Below are 16,038 nucleotides of genomic sequence, written 5' to 3' on the forward strand. Positions count from 1 at the left end.
TGCAATCCTGACTTTGATCAACAAATTCATTAGGAATATGAATGGACTGGAAATCACGATTGTACAACTATTATTATCATCGATATTCTTGATTCCTGTTCTTTTTATTACTCAAGAGAAATTAGAAATATAAGATAAAGTCTGCCCTTGCATACAGTAGAATCTATGGAAAAGGAACATCAAACTTCATGTAGATACCTTCACAGTAGATCCTACTGTTGTGGTTCTACTGGGGGGACTATAAAATTATACATTTTTATCCTCCTTCAACAGTGGATTCATTCTTATAAGTCCTAGCATGTTAATCAATTGAAACAATTTGCCATGCGCCATCTTTATCTTTTTCAAAATAGAAGATATATCGTATATCGGGTGAAAATCCTTCTTCATTATTCAGTCGTTCCCCTACAACAGGTATCAATATCCGATTATTTTCTTTTACAGCTTCGGCAATACTAGTAAACTTCACCGGATGATCGAAGAGGTAATCGTGACCTGTTCCAACGTCTGCACCTAGCACAGCATGGAATTGATCCAAATCTTTTGACACGAAGGCAGCTACTGCTACTTTGAGTTTTGTTATCATGGCATCCTCAATAAGAGGGTCTTTAACATCATTCCATTTGATCTCGTCTAAGCTTTGCAGGTCGGCTGATTGATCTATTCCTTCTTTTACTACCGTTTCTGAGGTTGTTGGTACTGTTTCATTGGTAGATGTATCCGTTGTTTCCTGCTTTCCACAACCAGCAAACGCACTTACACTTACGGAAAGTAGAAGTATTGAAATAATTTGAGCAGGTTTGTTCATATTAGATTCACGCATCCTTTCTCTTCCTATAACGAATACTATTTTTTATGAGGAGGAGATGTAATGAAATTACGAAAAGCTGACGAAATGGAAAAGTATGGGGTGGTCTACCGTAGAAAAATGAATAAATAAATGAAATGACCTTCTCAGATTAAAGAAGGTCATTTTTTAATTCAGGAATCATTATTAAATGTAGCACAGCCTTCTGCTTATAGGCGTTATCGCTTGCAAGTCATGCAGTGGTTCTTTATACCTAGTGTGGAATTTTCGCATGGACGTTCATGCGTTTTGTCGGTTAGCTATGATGCTGCGTATCACGGTTCAAAAGTAGCTGCACATGATGAAATCACTGGTGTATATCTATGTAGGGTATCAAGCTGTAGTTAGAGCATTTTTTTGAGCTGGGATATACGGGCTTGGGAAACCTCAAGTATTTTGGCATATTCGTGTTGTGCTGCATTGGGGTGTTTTTGCATTAATTCTTTTAGACTTTCGATCATCTGTTGTGTCGATCGCCGCAGACGTTTGGACTCTTTATTAGATCGTTGTGAGTTGGATAAAGCTGATTTGGCTGGTCTTAGGATAGGGCTGAAATTTATCCCCTTCTTTAAACTTTCAATACATTCCCCGCAAATAAAGCTGTCTCTAAAATAAGTTAACTGTTCTGTTGAACCACACATTTTACACGTCACCCCAGTGTACTTTCGAAAGGCGAGAATACCAGTTTCCTCATCTGCAAAAATCTCAACAGGATCACCCACATTATAATCCATGGAAATTCGCATTTCTTTGGGAATAACGATGCGGCCTAACGCATCTAGGGGACGTGTCATACCTGTACTTTTCAAATGATAACCTCCTTTTTTTATATCCTTATAATACTAAATAGTTATGATAAAAAAGAATAGGCTTAGAGAAGCAATCGCATATATTTAGTAAACTGTTGAAAAGTATACAAGTAATTTCCAAAATATGTTTTGTTATTGAGAGAAACGTGTTGAGGAGATTATAAAAAATTTCCGATATATATTCATAAAGATTATTCTAGTTGGCAATTGATTCCCATGCTGTATGAGGTGGCGTTTGGTGTGTACGATTGGACGCAGTATAAGGCGATGCGGGTATTAACTCGATTAGCACGTGAAGGTCTCCAGACCGACCAGATTGTGGACGATATTATCAGTCATGTCAACGATTTTCGTTATGAGGTACAAATGCCTACGTTCTATTTTCTATCCGGACTAACGGGCCATAAGAAGGTTGCCTCGCTGCTGCAAGGTAGTAGGAATCTTAATTTTGCACTCTTTACTATGAAAACTTATACTTATCGTTAAAGCTGACTTGAAGAGAAAATAAAAGAACGAGGAGGGGAATAACTATGTACTCCATTAAAGAAGTTCAAATGAAGAGCGGATTGCCCGCATCTACTCTTCGTTACTATGAAAAAGAAGGCATATTACCTGATGTGGGTCGGGATGAAGGTGGAAGAAGGGTATATACCGAAAAACAAATCGATTGGATTAGGTTCCTTATGGCTATGAAAGATACAGGGATGACCATTGAAGAAATTAAGGCATACCTTGAGCTAAATGTAAAAGGAGAAGCCACAATCCAAGAGAGAAGAGACTTCCTTGTAGCCCACAAAAAGAAAGTAGAAGAACATGTGGCACAAACGCAGCACAATTTGGAGAAAATTATTCAAAAGATAGCTTTTTATGATCATGTGGTTATGGGGAAAAGCCTCTCTTAGGTATCGTATGATCTGTAAATAGTGGTAAAGTCAAATCGAATATATGGAGCCCCCAGCATATTTGAGAATACGTGCTGGAGGGCTTTTTTGCATAGATTTCTAAAGATGCAGATTCTAGGTCGTAAGTATGGAAAATGGTTGGCAAATGGGCGGTTCACAACTCGCTGACAGGGTAAAAGTGTAGTACCAAGGTGGGCGAGTGGGGGCGTTGACTCTCACGCCACGTGAGACTGTAGACTGTCAAACAAGGGAGGTGAAGCGGAATGGCTTATACGGTGAAGGAAGTATCTAATCTGTCGGGAATCAGCGTACGAACTTTGCATTATTATGATGAAATCGGATTGCTGAAACCGCATCATATTGGAAATAATGGATATCGCTATTACGAGCAGGAACAACTGTTGAGGCTTCAGCAAATCATGATGTACAGGGAACTGGATTTGCCTTTATCTGAAATTGGAAATGTGCTGGAGCAAACCAAGGAACAAAAGACCGAGGTTCTGCAGGAGCATCGAGCCAAGGTCGAGGCCAAAGTCTTCCGCTTGCATACTCTCCTACAGACCATCGACGAAACGGTGGCTCATTTGAAAGGGGAAAAAGCAATGAAACCAGAGCACATGTACCAAGGATTTAATCGGGAAAAGCAGGAAATGTATGAACGTGATTTGACAGACCGTTATGGTCAAGAGGCTCAGGAAACAATTCAGGAGAGCAAGACGGCGACGAAGAACTGGAGCAAAGAGGATTATTTGGATTCGCAGGCAGAGGCTGATCAGATTCATCGGCGGCTGGCAGAAGCCATGAATAAAGGATTGAAGCATAACAGTGAAGAGGTACAGGCGCTAATCCGCCGTCATCTTCAATGGGTAAGCCGATTCTATACCCCTACAGCAGAAATTTATAGCGGGCTGGGAGACTTGTATGTGGAGCATGAGGATTTCAATAAAATGTATGAAGGCTATCGCCCCGGACTGGCTGAATATTTGCGAGACGGGATGAAGGTTCTAGCCGAACGGGAATTAAATTAACAAAGGGGTGAACAACAAGCCGATTCCGATGGCCTGCTGTTCACCCTTTTTGTGTGTAAAGCAGCTTACATGCTGCTTTGTGCTGTTCTCATGCCTTGCTGACTGCTGTTTCCGTAATGTTGCATGCCACTGCTTGCGAAATGTTGTCCAGTCGTTCCCATATGTTGCGGAAAGCTGTTATTCATGTGGCTACCTGTATTAAAGGAGGTTGGTTGCATACTGCGGGAAGCAAAGCTATCGCCAAATCCAGGCTGAGTCATTTGGTTGCTGGAACGGATGGAGTTTTCCAACTGACTACACAGTTGAATCACTTGCTGGTATTGTTGCATAGCCTGCTGGTGATGCTGAATTGCAGTTTGGATCATTTGAGCTGCGCTTCGTTCACGTTGCACCAGGCTTTCAAGACTGGATGCATTTTGTTGTTCCTGTTGCAGCAACTGCTGATACATAGCAGTTCCTTGCTGTGTTTGTTGTACCAATTGCTGCATGATTTGTTCACATTGATGAAGTTGTTGTTGTGGAGCCATGTTGTTGTACATGAATCATCAATCTCCTTCGCCGGATAGTTTTGGGTTTCAGACCCTCCTATATTGTGGCGAAGGAAGACGATATATATGCGCTATTTTTGGTTATAGGCTGGCTACCAGAATAGCCGTAAATTCCTCTAGGAATACGCGATCTTCGTGATCAAAGCGGCCTTTTAGCGGGCTGTCAATGTCCAGCACTCCAATCAGTTCCCCATTCTTGACAAGCGGAATAACGATTTCACTATTGGAAGCAGCATCACAGGCAATATGTCCTGGAAACGCATGTACATCATCTATAACAAGCGTTCGTTGTTCTGCTGCTGCGGTACCGCATACGCCACGTCCTAATGGAATCCGTATACATGCAGGTAAGCCCTGGAAAGGACCAAGTACAAGCTCAGTGCCATCATAAAGATAGAAACCGCTCCAATTAATATCTGGAAGGAAATGACCAAGTAGTGCTGAAGCATTTGCCAGATTGGCAATGGTATTGGATTCATCATGAATAAGTGCCCGGAGTTGTCCGAGAACCGATTCGAATTGTTCATGACGTGTGCCTTCGTAAGGAATAGCTTGAAACATGTAGGGTTCACGCTCCTAACATTAAATTTTTACATTAAGTGTTGTATATATCGTAAAAAATAGGTAATTATCCAATTCGCTTTTACCATTGGTTAATTAATTCAAGATATAACGATTGTATATATTCAGTCAAGTGGAAAATCACTCTGTAACCTTTTCGTACTCTCCGTACTCTAACCTCTGTACAGAATCATTTTGGGAAGGGAAAGCTATACGTTTTAGCGGGGCAAACAATATAGAAAGCAATTCAGCGAGGGTTGTCCTCATCTGTTTCCAGCTTATCCTCTATGGGTAAAAACAGTGTAACATGGTGGCCTAGGCCAGGGAGGAGTTACAATTATGCATGCAGATGTTCAGAACTTGTTTATCCGTATACAGATGCTTTCTTATGCACATCAGAACGATCTCACGGTAAGAGATATTCAACCTGTGTTGGAAGAGCGCGGTTACCGTGTAGGAGAACGTGAGGTCAAGCAGGAGCTTGAAAACCTGACGCAGGAAAACTTTCTGACACCGCATGATGATATGTTCAGCATTACCGGCGCAGGGATCGATGAATTACAGGAAATTCAGTCGATGCTGGGCGTACTGTACAAGGATGTTGTGAAGAAACCGACGCGCACCACAGTTTAATCTCTTATAATATAGAAGATGCCCTTCTAATTCCTAATCCTAGGTGAAGTGCACCCCTTAGAATAGACATTGGAATAAACCCCTGGTTTATCCGATGAAATCTAAGGGGTGCATTTTTATGCCGGCGAAAAAGGGAACAAAGTTTAACGAGTATACGTTTGAAACCAAGGTAGAGGCCATACGACTCCATATTGAAGAAGGTTGGACGTATCGTAGACTCATGGAGAAGTTTGGGATCGCAGATCGACATCGATTAAAAGAATGGATGCGCAAATACAAGCAACTCGGTGAATTCGGGCTAATGGACCAGCGAGGACGGCGTAAGGAGTATATCGACCAGGATAGGTATGTACAGAAGCTGAGACGGGAAAATGACATGCTAAAAAAGTGTTTGGAAATCTGGATACAGGAGATGAAGCACACAAATATATAACCATTGAGAAAGCTGCGAAAGACTATCCTATTAGCAAACTGTGTACGCTTTTCAAAGTCTCCAGAAGTGGATATTACGCCTTCTTAAAGCGTAGAGGAGCAGATCGAGATCGGGACGCGAAAGCACTTGTGAAGAAAGTGTATGAGCAGTATAACGGGGTCTACGGCTATCGCCAAATTCAACTATTTTTGCAGCACGATCACGGAGTCTGGATGAACCATAAAAAGGTACTCCGGCTCATGCAGTTCTTGGGAATCCGCTCACAAATTCGCCGGAAACATCGCTGCAACTATGCTTCCTCTACGAAAGGTCGTGTGGCGAAAAATCTGCTAAAACAGGATTTCAAGGCGGACAAACCTAACCAAAAATGGGTCACAGATATCACGCAATATCGTGTGGGGGATTGCTGGCTATATCTGTCTGCGATTAAAGACTTGTTCAATAACGAAATTATCGCGTACCAGATGAGCCATAGAAATGATAACGAACTGGTTTTACAGACGTTTCGACAAGCCTTTAAACAGCAAAAAGACGTGACTGGCCTCATCGTTCACAGCGACCAGGGATTCCAGTACACGTCCCATGCGTACCATGACATGCTGCCAAAGGTTGGCGCCCGAATCAGCATGTCTCGCCGAGGCAATTGTTATGATAATGCCTCGATGGAGAGCTTCTTCTCGCATCTCAAAACGGAAGGGCTCTACCCCTATGATATCCGAAATATGGACGAGGCACAAAGGAGAATAGAAGAATATATTCGATTTTACAACCAAAGTCGACCACAACGAAAGTTAAATAAGCTGCCTCCGAAAGAGTATCGGAAGCAGCTTATAGCCTAGGGGCTTTTTTCAGTGTCTATAAAATGGGGGCTTGACCAAGGAACAGGAGGGCTATTTATATATAAAAGCTTCTCAGCTTTAAAGAAGGTTGTGTTTGTTGGAGGTGTATGCTTAAATGTAGCGTATATTTATTGTCATTTTAATGCTGGAAGGATGATTGAACATGTGTGCATATGCATGTAAGGGGCATATACCACTGCTGGAAAGTGCGCGTCTTCGGCTGCGAAGGATGGAAAGCGGGGATGCGGCTACAATGTTCGCTTGCTGGTCTGACCCGGAGGTTCACCGTTATATGAACCTTTCTGGTATGTCAGGACGTGAGGACGCAGAGGATATGATTGAGCTGTTGAATGAGCTGGCGAAGACGGAGGATGCGCTGCGCTGGGGAATAGAGCTGAAGGAGAATGGGAAGTTGATTGGAAGCTGTGGTTTTAATTATTGGCAGACGGAGGGAGCTTATAAAGCCGAGATTGGTTATGAAATAGCCAAGCCTTATTGGCGACAGGGTTACATGACCGAGGCGCTACGCTTGGTGCTGTCATTCGGGTATAACACGATTCGGTTGAATCGGATCGAAGCGCTGGTGGACCCGCGCAATACAGGCTCGCAAGCCCTGCTTTCCTCGATGTCCTGGACACAGGAAGGACTGTTGCGGCAGGTACAGCATACATCTACAGGTTTTAAGGATATGCTGATGTATTCTTTACTGCATGAAGAATGGCTCAGACTGGAGGCACAACGAAATGCTGTTTCAGTATAACGGCGGTTCGTCGCCGCTGCACAGGTTAGGGCCGTTAAGTAAGCTAATATGGGTGGGATGTTTTAGCCTCCTGTCGATGGCTTGGGATTCGACGCTGCGGGAAGCAGCACTCTTGGCTGTGCTGATTGCTGTGGCTGGCTTGGGCGCACGTTTGCCATTATCACGCCAACTTCGGGCTATGTCGTTCCTGATTGGTTTAGGTATTCCGTATTTTATATTGTCTATCCTAGCGATTCGAGAAGGACATACCGTGGCTGTATGGGGACCCATTGTCATTACAGCAGAGGGGCTGGACATCGCAGGGGCGTTAACGTTGCGGATTTTTGTGTTGTTTTTGGCATCTTATATCTATCTCTCGACGACCGATCCCCGAGATTTTGTGCAGGCATTGAATCTGCGCTTGCGTGTTCCTTATCGGTTTGCGTTCGGTATTTCGGTGGCACTGACGTTTCTCCCCTTATTGGAAGAAGAAGGGAGAACAATTATGGCAGCACGGCGTGTTCGTGGACAGGAACCACCACGAGGGTGGAGCAATCGGTTATCATGGTGGAGCGGGTATGCGGCTGCCGTGTTGGTGAATGCTGTAAGACGGGTTCAGCAGACGGCGCTGGCTATGGAGGGCAAAGGTTTCGGTGCTTATGCAGAACGGACATATCTTCGTACACTGAACAATGGGCGTTTAGGCAACTTATGTGCGGTGACTGCTGTATTAACTACAGCTGTTTTATGGTGGAGCTTATAAAGTGAAGCCTCTTATTTTTGGCCTTATTGTCAACCTGTTGAATATAATTAGGTTGACAATAAGGCCGCAGATGAATACATTTATACAGTAGCAGCTTGTACAAGGAACAGAGCTGTAATCTTATAGATTAGATAGGGAGAGGAGTCAAGAAATACATATGAAGGAATCTCGTATGTTTGCAAAGTTTACAACGCTGGATATCGTACTCATGGCGATGCTGGCCACGTTGAACGGCGTCATGACCGTGTATTTGTCGCTCATTAACAAAACATTAAACAGTCTGGGAGGGCCTATCGCTACTTCCTCAATTGTCGGGCTGTACATGATATACGGCTTGTTGGCTTATTATATTATTCGTAAGCCGGGTACGGCGGTTATTGCTTATGCATTTGGCGCGGTGGTGCAATCCTTTATGGGCTCTGCCTATGGAATTGCTTCTATTATCGCGGCGGCTGTCTGTTATATGATTGCGGCTGAGTTGGTATTTGCCTTGTTGCGGTATCGACGCTGGAACGCAGTTTCGCTGATGCTAGTGGGTGGGGCTATGGTTCCGCTGTGGTTTATTGTCGCAGCCAATATGTTTGGTTATATGCATTGGGGGTGGAAGGTGCTGACGATTGCACTGGTCGTTCGTATCCTGAGCGGCATTGTCCTGTGCGGTCTGCTAACGAAAGTGCTGGGCGATGCCTTAAATCGTACGGGACTGTTAAAACGTTTTGAACTGGGACGCGCTTCACGTGCATAGCCGTGGCTATACATGTGGTTATATCTTCAACAATGGGGATCGAGGATATTTCAATTATGAATGAACATAGCGATTATAAGTCTAGCAGTAAAATAGCCGTATCCTTGAAGAATTTTGGCTATCGGTATGATGACCAGGTGGAGCCAGCTTTACATGGTCTGACACTGGACATTGCGGTGGGCGAGCATGTAGCCATTGTCGGAGCCAGCGGAAGTGGAAAGTCTACGCTATGTCAACTGCTTCATGGCGGGTTGTCCCGTTCCGGGGAAGGCGAACGGACGGGGGAGCTGACCGTGTACGGGATGGACCCCGATACCGCTGATTTGGCTACTGTCGCCACCACTGTCGGCGTGGTGCTACAGGACCCGGATGCCCAGCTGGTGCAGGGAATCGTCGAAGATGAGATTGCTTTTGGGCCGGAGAACCTGTGCGTGCCTCCGGCAGAAATAGCGCAGCGCATTGCCGCTGCGCTGGAGGCCGTCGGCCTAGCTCCCGAGCGCGACTCCTTCGTGCGGCGCCTCTCGGGAGGCCAGCGCCAACGCACCGCGATTGCTGCGGTACTGGCGTTGGAAACGCCGCTGGTCGTGTTCGACGACGCAGCGGCGCAGTTGGACCCGCCGGCTGTACGCGACTTTGCCCTGCTATGTCGGCGGCTCCATGCCGAGGGCCGGACGGTAGTTACCGCGTCCGGCCGCATAGACGATGGCGCGCGGGCAGCACAGCGCGTCATCGTCTTGAAGGGCGGGACTGTGCAGATGCAGGGTCCGCCCGAAACGCTGCTGCGCGAACATGGTGCGCAGCTGACCGCCTTGGGGCTGCTCCCCTCTCCCGCAGGGAGGGGAGACATGCCGCGTGAGCCGGGGGTGAATCCCGGCTCAGCAGCGGACCGCGCTGGGCAGCCGTTGTTGGAGGTGAAGGGATTGACCTTCACCTATCCTGGCAGCCAACGGGCAGCGCTAAAGGGCGTGAGCCTAGCTCTTGCGCCCGGTGAACGAGCCGTGCTGCTGGGTGAGAACGGCTCGGGTAAAACCACGCTCGGCAAGCTGCTCATGGGTCTACTCCCAGCACCGAAGGGGTGCATGCGGTGGGAGGGGCAGGATATGGCGAAGCTGCCAATTCACCAGCTGGCTGCCGGAATCGGCTATGTGTTCCAGCAACCAGAGCATCAGTTTGCAGCTGCAACGGTGTGGGAGGAATGCTTGTACAGCGTGCGCGCCAAGCTTGGTTTACGGACCGGGGAGCCGGTTCCCGCCGCATATGTGGAACGGGCACAGCGCTTACTGGCTTCCGCCAGGCTGGAGCACAGACTGGATGCCTCCCCGTACCTGCTAAGTGGAGGCGAAAAAAGGCTCTTGAGCGTTGCAGCACAGTTCATCTTGCCCAAAAAGCTATACATTTTGGATGAGCCTACCGCAGGAACGGATTACGAAGGAGCGAATATTCTGCTCCGTATGTGCACAGAGCAGTCTGCCGAAGGTGCGGCTTTTCTGGTCATCACCCACGATATGCAGGTAGCTGAAAGCTTTGCCAGCGATGTTCTGTGCATGGAAGAGGGCCATCTCTATAAAATGTAAAATAGTGGGATTTATCATACGATTATAGTTGACAAAAATTAACGATATGTAGACAATAATATATATACATCGTACAAAACAGGCGGCCTATATAGGCCGCCTGTTTACGATTATGCGGTGCGGGTAATAATCCATTCTGGAAAGGCAAACCGCACAGATACAACACAGTTTTTATAAGGGAAGGATTTGTGATTTGCTTGGGAAACGATAAACCCATGAAGCGCGGACTCGTGCTGACAGGTGTTCTATTGGCCACTTTTCTGGCCGCAATTGAAGGAACGGTTATCGGTCCAGCGGGACCGACGATTGTTAGCGAGCTGGGTAGCGTGAATTTGCTCAGTTGGATTTTCACGGCATATTTGCTGACGATGGCTGTGACCACGCCCATTTTCGGCAAGCTTAGCGATTTGTTTGGCCGAAAACCCATTTTTTTAATCGGCTGTTCGTTGTTTGTACTTGGCTCGTTGCTTTGTATGATGGCTGGTAGTATGGAGCAGCTTATTATCTACCGGGCTATACAAGGGATTGGTGCGGGTGGTGTCATTCCCGTTACCTTTACCATCATCGGTGATATATACAAAATGGAGGAACGCGGCAAAGTCCAAGGCATGATCAGCTCCGTATGGGGAATTTCTTCCCTGATCGGGCCTCTCTTGGGTGGTTATGTGGTTACCTATTTTGGCTGGGAGTGGATTTTCGGCTTTAACGTCCCCTTTGGATTGCTGGCTATGTTCTTCATCGCCCGTTACTTGCGTGAACAGGTAAGCAAGCGTACCGCACGTATTGACGTGCCGGGAGCGGTTACCTTTACCATCGGGATGACGGCCCTCTTGCTCGTATTGGCACTGGGTGGGCAGTATATCGGCTGGGCTTCTCCTGAATTGCTGGCCTTGGCTGCCGTAGCCATTTTGTTCCTGATTCTGTTTTTGGTTATCGAAAAACGCGCTCAGGAACCGATGGTGCCACTAAAGCTATTTCGGATACGGGATATTGCTTTTTCCTGTGCCGCAGCCCTGTTAGTCAGCACTCTATTGATCGGCCTGACTAGCTATCTTCCACTATGGATTCAAGGTATACACGGTGGAGATGCCGCTTCATCTGGTCTCGCCTTGGCTCCAATGTCCGTAGGTTGGCTATTTGGCTCCATGATCGGAGGACGCATTTTGCTGACCCTGGGCTCGCGTCGAACCTCTTTGATCGGGCTGACCCTGATTGTATTGGGTGCCTTCGTCATGACCTTGATGGGCCAAACGGCTCCGATCTGGCTGCTGTTCCTGTCTACATTGTTGTATGGACTGGGATTTGGCTTTTCGATAACTGTGTTTACGATTATTGCCCAGTCCTCGGTCGGGTTCCAGCTGCGTGGCGCCTCTACAGCTTTGAATACATTCCTGCGCACGTTGGGGCAAACGATTGGGGTTGCAGCCTTCGGTTCATGGCTGAACTATCGCATCGCTGCCCAGACAGCCGATGGACAGCTAACTCAGCAAGGGGTTACGCAGGAGGATATTAATGGTCTGCTGGCCCCGCATGCTTCACAGAGTCTAAGTGACAAGGTTGCCGGATTACTTCGTTCTGTACTGGAAAACAGTCTGCATTCCCTGTTCGTTATCATGGTCGTTATTGCAGTTATTAGCTGGTTTGTCGTCCTCGGACTGCGGAACCGTCCACCAGGTACGGAAGAAGAGGCAGATCAGCGCGTAAAGACACCACAAAGAGAACACGCATAAAAAATAATATAAATCTTTCATGATAAAGAGACAGTCCGGTACACCAAATAAGGGTCCGGGCTGTCTCTTTATGCAATGGTCTCTCCTCCTACTGATTCAGCAAAATAGCCACCTCGTATAGGACCGATAAATTCCCCAGTATACAAAAAGGAGATAAAAACCCCCTAGAGTTGCTACATATTCATAGGTATAGGTTACAAAATGGTAAAAAAGTCTTAAGAAATTGTAACAAAAAATATGTTTCTGCATTGAGCTGTAGGGTACTAAGGAACCATTTTTTTGAACCCGCTTACAAATCGGGCTTTGTATGATTTATTTTAGAACGATTTTGCATGTGAATGAAGCAACCAACCTAGCAAAATGGGTCACGGAAAAAAATCAAGTAGCAAATATTTCTGAATGTAATAGGAATGAAAAAAAAGGAATTTTCAGAAAATTACTAGGAAAATATGAGGATGAAATTCATAGAGAAACCTGTTTTCTCACCTCACATAATAGGGCTTTTTAGTCTATATCAATCGTTTGACATACCATATAAAATGGCCCTACCAACCAAAAAGTTGGGTTTCAAGTCTAGAAGCATAATTAGATTAAGGGAGATGGAGTACTTGAAGTTTAACAAATGGTTCAGTAAAGCAGCCACTGCAACAGTAGCAACTACCTTGCTGTTAGGAGGCGGCGTTCAGGCTTTTGCCGAGGAAAATGATGCATCTGATCTCAAAACAGACAATGCATTTACGCAAATTACGCGTGATGACATGCTGAATATTTTCAAACAGCAAGGCAAAGAGAAATATGAGGTTCCGTCCTTCGATGCGTCTACAATTAAGAATATTCCTTCTGCTATGGGTCGCGACAGCTCTGGCAAGCTGATTGATTTCGATGTCTGGGACTCTTGGCCTTTACAAAATGCCGATGGCACAGTAGCCAATTACAAGGGGTACAATATCGTTTTTGGACTGGCAGGCGATCCTAAAAGAGGCGAGGATACATTCATATACCTGTTCTATCAAAAAGCGGGCAATACTTCACTGAGCGGCTGGAAAAACGCTGGCAGAGTATTTAAAGACAATGATAAACTGCTTGCCAACGATCCAATTCTAAAAAATCAGTCAGAAGAATGGTCAGGTTCAGCTACCTTAACCTCTGATGGACAAGTACGTTTATTCTATACCAGCAGACAGCCATATGATCCGAATAACAATTTATACGGCAAGCAAACCTTGAGCACAGCTCAAATTAATGTCTCTCAGCCTGATGATAAGACACTGAAAATAGATGGAGTCGAGGATTTGAAATCGATCTATGACGGTGGAGATGGGAAAATCTATCAAAATGTACAGCAAAGCGTCGGAGTGGATATGGATAATCATACCTTTAGAGACCCTCACTATGTCGAGGATCAAGGCCACAAATATATTATATTTGAAGCCAACACAGGGACAGAAACAGGCTATCAGGGCGAAGATTCGATTCAAAACCCAGCTTATTATGGCGGCAATAAGAAATTCTTCACGGAAGAGCAACAAAACCTGCTGCAAAGTCCTAAGAAAAAGGGAGCTGAGTTGGCGAACGGCGCACTGGGTATCGTTGAATTGAATGATGATTATACGTTGAAAAATGTAATGCCTCCTTTGATTGCATCCAATCTGGTAACAGATGAAATTGAACGGGCGAATGTGTTTAAAATGAACGGTTTGTGGTATTTATTTACGAGTACAAGAGGTTCCAAGGTGACTGTAGATGCGATCGGTGACGATGATATTTACATGCTGGGTTATGTTTCTACTTCCTTGACAGGGCCTTATAAACCGTTGAATGGAACCGGTCTCGTTCTTCATCAGGATCTGGATCGTGATGATATTACCTGGACGTATGCCCATTTTGCTATCCCGCAAGGCAAAGGCAATAACGTAGTTGTGTCGAGTTATATGACCAATCGAGGGCTTTTCCCGGATCACAAATCTACTTTCGCGCCAAGCTTCCTGCTGAATATTAAAGGTTCGAAAACCTCTGTTGTGAAAAACGGTATTCTGGAACAAGGGCAAATCACGATTGATCCAGAAAAGGACAAAAAAGAACCCCAAAATGAGTATGGCAAGAAATAAGTAGGTATAAGCAGTATGTCCGAAGGCGGCAGCTTGGTAGCAACCCGATCTGTCGTCCATCGGACGATACATAACGATGCAATGAGAGGTAAGGAGGATCGTCATAATGAGAAAAAAAGCTCCCAAGAATATTTGGATACGATCCGTTGTAATCATCACAGGCTTAACTATATTTATAGCTATGGGTTGGAGTATGTACCAACAGGATGCAGGCAAACCCCAAAAATCTGCTGCAACTCCAAAAAATCAAGCGAATCAAAGTAAGCAAACAACACCGACCTACCGGTCAGCCTATCATTTTACCGTTCCGGATAAGTGGAAGAATGATCCTCAACGGCCTATTTATATGGATGGAAAATATCATTATTACTATTTATATAATCGTGATTATCCCAAAAAGAACGGTACAGAATGGCGACATGCCACATCCACCGATCTGGTTCATTGGAAAGATGAAGGGGTGGCGATTCCAAAATATACGAACCCGAATGGAGATCCTTGGTCCGGTTCGGTCGTGATCGATGATAATAATACCGCAGGTTTTGGAAAAGGCACGCTGGTAGCCATTGTGACACAGCCCTCCGCAGATGGCGGAAAGCAGGAACAATTTTTGTGGTACAGTAAGGACAAAGGCAAGACGTTTACTTCTTACCGCAACAAGCCTGTGATGTCCAACCCCGGTACAAAGGACTTCAGAGATCCCAAAATCATCCGAGATCCTCAACGTAATCAATGGGTGATGGTCATGGCAGAGGGAACGAAGATTGGCTTTTATGAGTCTGATAATTTAAAGAATTGGCGGTATACGAGCGGCTTTCAAACGGAAAATATTGGGCTTGTGGAATGTCCTGACCTTTACCGGATGCGTGCGGATAATGGAACCTATCAATGGATTCTGGGTGTGAGCGCCAATAGCAAATCAACAGGCGGACCCAACACGTATGCCTATTGGACGGGAGATTTTAATGGAGAAGCATTTCTCCCTAATCACAGTGAACCTGAGTGGTTGGATTATGGGTTTGACTGGTATGGTGCAGTTACGTTCGAGGAAGGAAAAGATAAAGATAAATATAGCCACCGTTATGCTCTGGCCTGGATGAATAATTGGGATTATGCCAATAACACGCCTACCCTAAAGGAAGGCTTTAATGGAATGGATTCGATTGTTCGCCAAATTCGACTAAAAGTTACGGCAGATGCTGGATATCGTTTGGTTTCACAGCCGGTACCCCATTTGGAGCGATTCCAAACATCCAAAAAATCATTAGGAACGATTAAAGTAGAGGGTGCTCACCGTCTTCCGGTAGCAGGCGATGCCTATCAGTTAGAGGCGGATGTATCTTGGTCCACGATTAAAAATGTAGGATTGAGGCTTCGAGAGTCGACGGATGGCAAGCGTCATGTCGATGTGGGTGTCTCAGTGGACGGTCAATACTCCTACGTAAATAGAGCCAACACCGGGCAGCCGGATCAGAGTGGAAAATATGTAGAGAGCAAGGCGCCTTTTGATGCTAATAAGAAAAAGGTCCACCTGAACATTCTCGTCGATAAAACCAGCATTGAAGTGTTTGTAGATGGTGGAGAAGTAGCTTATTCCTCCTTAATATTCCCACGATTAGAGGATCAGAAAATTACTCTTTTTTCCGATGGCGGTCCGGCAGTGTTTAACAATGTAGTGGTCAAACATTTTAGCCGATAGCAGGTACTTATGCTATTCGTAAGCTTAGGCATATTTCGCTCTATTCTGGTATATAAAAAGTCCACCCATGAATATAAGGG

The 16,038-nt window shown here is 45.5% G+C and carries 18 protein-coding genes; 14 read left to right on the forward strand and 4 right to left on the reverse strand.

Annotated features, from left to right (window positions below):
- Positions 1-13: 13 nt before the first annotated feature.
- The gene (locus tag ACYCSE_RS12610; RefSeq protein ID WP_196765471.1) at positions 14-133 is read left to right on the forward strand and encodes a hypothetical protein; all 120 of its coding nucleotides are present in this window, start codon (positions 14-16) and stop codon (positions 131-133) included.
- Positions 134-301: 168 nt separating this feature from the next.
- On the opposite strand, the gene ACYCSE_RS12615 is transcribed toward ACYCSE_RS12610, so the two are convergent.
- Positions 302-823, reverse strand: a complete 522-nt coding sequence (locus tag ACYCSE_RS12615) for a hypothetical protein (RefSeq protein WP_459702411.1) — start codon at positions 821-823, stop codon at positions 302-304.
- A 368-nt stretch (positions 824-1,191) separates the two neighbouring features.
- Entirely contained in the window at positions 1,192-1,656 is a 465-nt protein-coding gene (locus tag ACYCSE_RS12620; RefSeq protein WP_061831296.1) for an AbrB/MazE/SpoVT family DNA-binding domain-containing protein, read from the reverse strand.
- Between the two features lie 240 nt (positions 1,657-1,896).
- Here ACYCSE_RS12620 and ACYCSE_RS12625 point away from each other — a divergent pair, with 240 nt between their 5' ends.
- The 3 genes from ACYCSE_RS12625 (at position 1,897) to ACYCSE_RS12635 (ending at position 3,586) form a co-directional block, all read left to right on the forward strand.
- Complete coding sequence (locus ACYCSE_RS12625; RefSeq protein WP_459702412.1) at positions 1,897-2,142, forward strand: hypothetical protein; 246 nt, start codon at positions 1,897-1,899, stop codon at positions 2,140-2,142.
- Positions 2,143-2,186: 44 nt separating this feature from the next.
- Positions 2,187-2,558 (forward strand): MerR family transcriptional regulator, encoded by a 372-nt coding sequence (locus tag ACYCSE_RS12630; RefSeq protein ID WP_069291070.1) that lies wholly within the window; start codon positions 2,187-2,189, stop codon positions 2,556-2,558.
- A gap of 263 nt (positions 2,559-2,821) precedes the next feature.
- Positions 2,822-3,586, forward strand: coding sequence for a MerR family transcriptional regulator (locus tag ACYCSE_RS12635; RefSeq protein WP_459702413.1), 765 nt, complete (start codon positions 2,822-2,824; stop codon positions 3,584-3,586).
- Between the two features lie 65 nt (positions 3,587-3,651).
- Here ACYCSE_RS12635 and ACYCSE_RS12640 read toward each other — a convergent pair whose 3' ends face one another.
- Complete coding sequence (locus ACYCSE_RS12640) at positions 3,652-4,125, reverse strand: hypothetical protein (protein WP_069291072.1); 474 nt, start codon at positions 4,123-4,125, stop codon at positions 3,652-3,654.
- A gap of 90 nt (positions 4,126-4,215) precedes the next feature.
- Positions 4,216-4,695: a GAF domain-containing protein gene (locus tag ACYCSE_RS12645; protein WP_025719270.1), complete on the reverse strand. Its 480-nt coding sequence runs from the start codon at positions 4,693-4,695 to the stop codon at positions 4,216-4,218.
- Between the two features lie 339 nt (positions 4,696-5,034).
- Here ACYCSE_RS12645 and ACYCSE_RS12650 point away from each other — a divergent pair, with 339 nt between their 5' ends.
- From ACYCSE_RS12650 to ACYCSE_RS12695, 10 genes are all read left to right on the forward strand, one after another.
- Positions 5,035-5,328 carry a hypothetical protein gene (locus tag ACYCSE_RS12650; protein ID WP_061831300.1) on the forward strand — a complete coding sequence of 98 codons (294 nt, stop codon included), beginning with the start codon at positions 5,035-5,037 and terminating at the stop codon, positions 5,326-5,328.
- A gap of 118 nt (positions 5,329-5,446) precedes the next feature.
- A complete protein-coding gene (locus ACYCSE_RS12655; RefSeq protein ID WP_025722639.1) occupies positions 5,447-5,761 on the forward strand; it encodes a helix-turn-helix domain-containing protein in 315 nt (104 codons plus the stop codon).
- The gene (locus ACYCSE_RS12660) at positions 5,716-6,600 is read left to right on the forward strand and encodes an IS3 family transposase (protein ID WP_459698730.1); all 885 of its coding nucleotides are present in this window, start codon (positions 5,716-5,718) and stop codon (positions 6,598-6,600) included. Before ACYCSE_RS12655 ends, ACYCSE_RS12660 begins: the two co-directional genes overlap by 46 nt.
- Positions 6,601-6,763: 163 nt before the next feature.
- The gene (locus tag ACYCSE_RS12665; RefSeq protein ID WP_459702414.1) at positions 6,764-7,360 is read left to right on the forward strand and encodes a GNAT family N-acetyltransferase; all 597 of its coding nucleotides are present in this window, start codon (positions 6,764-6,766) and stop codon (positions 7,358-7,360) included.
- Complete coding sequence (locus ACYCSE_RS12670; RefSeq protein WP_459702415.1) at positions 7,344-8,102, forward strand: energy-coupling factor transporter transmembrane component T family protein; 759 nt, start codon at positions 7,344-7,346, stop codon at positions 8,100-8,102. Before ACYCSE_RS12665 ends, ACYCSE_RS12670 begins: the two co-directional genes overlap by 17 nt.
- 157 nt (positions 8,103-8,259) lie before the next feature.
- Positions 8,260-8,847 (forward strand): ECF transporter S component, encoded by a 588-nt coding sequence (locus tag ACYCSE_RS12675; protein WP_235307211.1) that lies wholly within the window; start codon positions 8,260-8,262, stop codon positions 8,845-8,847.
- A gap of 56 nt (positions 8,848-8,903) precedes the next feature.
- Positions 8,904-10,421, forward strand: coding sequence for an ABC transporter ATP-binding protein (locus ACYCSE_RS12680; protein WP_459702512.1), 1,518 nt, complete (start codon positions 8,904-8,906; stop codon positions 10,419-10,421).
- 215 nt (positions 10,422-10,636) lie between these two features.
- The gene (locus ACYCSE_RS12685; RefSeq protein ID WP_322162793.1) at positions 10,637-12,151 is read left to right on the forward strand and encodes an MDR family MFS transporter; all 1,515 of its coding nucleotides are present in this window, start codon (positions 10,637-10,639) and stop codon (positions 12,149-12,151) included.
- A gap of 608 nt (positions 12,152-12,759) precedes the next feature.
- Positions 12,760-14,259 (forward strand): glycoside hydrolase family 68 protein, encoded by a 1,500-nt coding sequence (locus ACYCSE_RS12690; RefSeq protein ID WP_322172392.1) that lies wholly within the window; start codon positions 12,760-12,762, stop codon positions 14,257-14,259.
- Positions 14,260-14,365: 106 nt separating this feature from the next.
- Positions 14,366-15,958, forward strand: coding sequence for a glycoside hydrolase family 32 protein (locus tag ACYCSE_RS12695; RefSeq protein WP_459702417.1), 1,593 nt, complete (start codon positions 14,366-14,368; stop codon positions 15,956-15,958).
- Positions 15,959-16,038: the final 80 nt, after the last annotated feature.

It is taken from the genome of Paenibacillus sp. SEL1, from assembly GCF_054602535.1.

Bases quoted from the DNA above. Each gene is read 5' to 3' on its own strand.
- ACYCSE_RS12615 (WP_459702411.1), bottom strand. From the start codon at position 823: ATGCGTGAATCTAATATGAACAAACCTGCTCAAATTATTTCAATACTT.
- ACYCSE_RS12630 (WP_069291070.1), top strand. From the start codon at position 2,187: ATGTACTCCATTAAAGAAGTTCAAATGAAGAGCGGATTGCCCGCATCT.
- ACYCSE_RS12635 (WP_459702413.1), top strand. From the start codon at position 2,822: ATGGCTTATACGGTGAAGGAAGTATCTAATCTGTCGGGAATCAGCGTA.
- ACYCSE_RS12640 (WP_069291072.1), bottom strand. From the start codon at position 4,125: ATGTACAACAACATGGCTCCACAACAACAACTTCATCAATGTGAACAA.
- ACYCSE_RS12645 (WP_025719270.1), bottom strand. From the start codon at position 4,695: ATGTTTCAAGCTATTCCTTACGAAGGCACACGTCATGAACAATTCGAA.
- ACYCSE_RS12650 (WP_061831300.1), top strand. From the start codon at position 5,035: ATGCATGCAGATGTTCAGAACTTGTTTATCCGTATACAGATGCTTTCT.
- ACYCSE_RS12655 (WP_025722639.1), top strand. From the start codon at position 5,447: ATGCCGGCGAAAAAGGGAACAAAGTTTAACGAGTATACGTTTGAAACC.
- ACYCSE_RS12665 (WP_459702414.1), top strand. From the start codon at position 6,764: ATGTGTGCATATGCATGTAAGGGGCATATACCACTGCTGGAAAGTGCG.
- ACYCSE_RS12670 (WP_459702415.1), top strand. From the start codon at position 7,344: ATGCTGTTTCAGTATAACGGCGGTTCGTCGCCGCTGCACAGGTTAGGG.
- ACYCSE_RS12675 (WP_235307211.1), top strand. From the start codon at position 8,260: ATGAAGGAATCTCGTATGTTTGCAAAGTTTACAACGCTGGATATCGTA.
- ACYCSE_RS12680 (WP_459702512.1), top strand. From the start codon at position 8,904: ATGAATGAACATAGCGATTATAAGTCTAGCAGTAAAATAGCCGTATCC.
- ACYCSE_RS12685 (WP_322162793.1), top strand. From the start codon at position 10,637: ATGAAGCGCGGACTCGTGCTGACAGGTGTTCTATTGGCCACTTTTCTG.
- ACYCSE_RS12695 (WP_459702417.1), top strand. From the start codon at position 14,366: ATGAGAAAAAAAGCTCCCAAGAATATTTGGATACGATCCGTTGTAATC.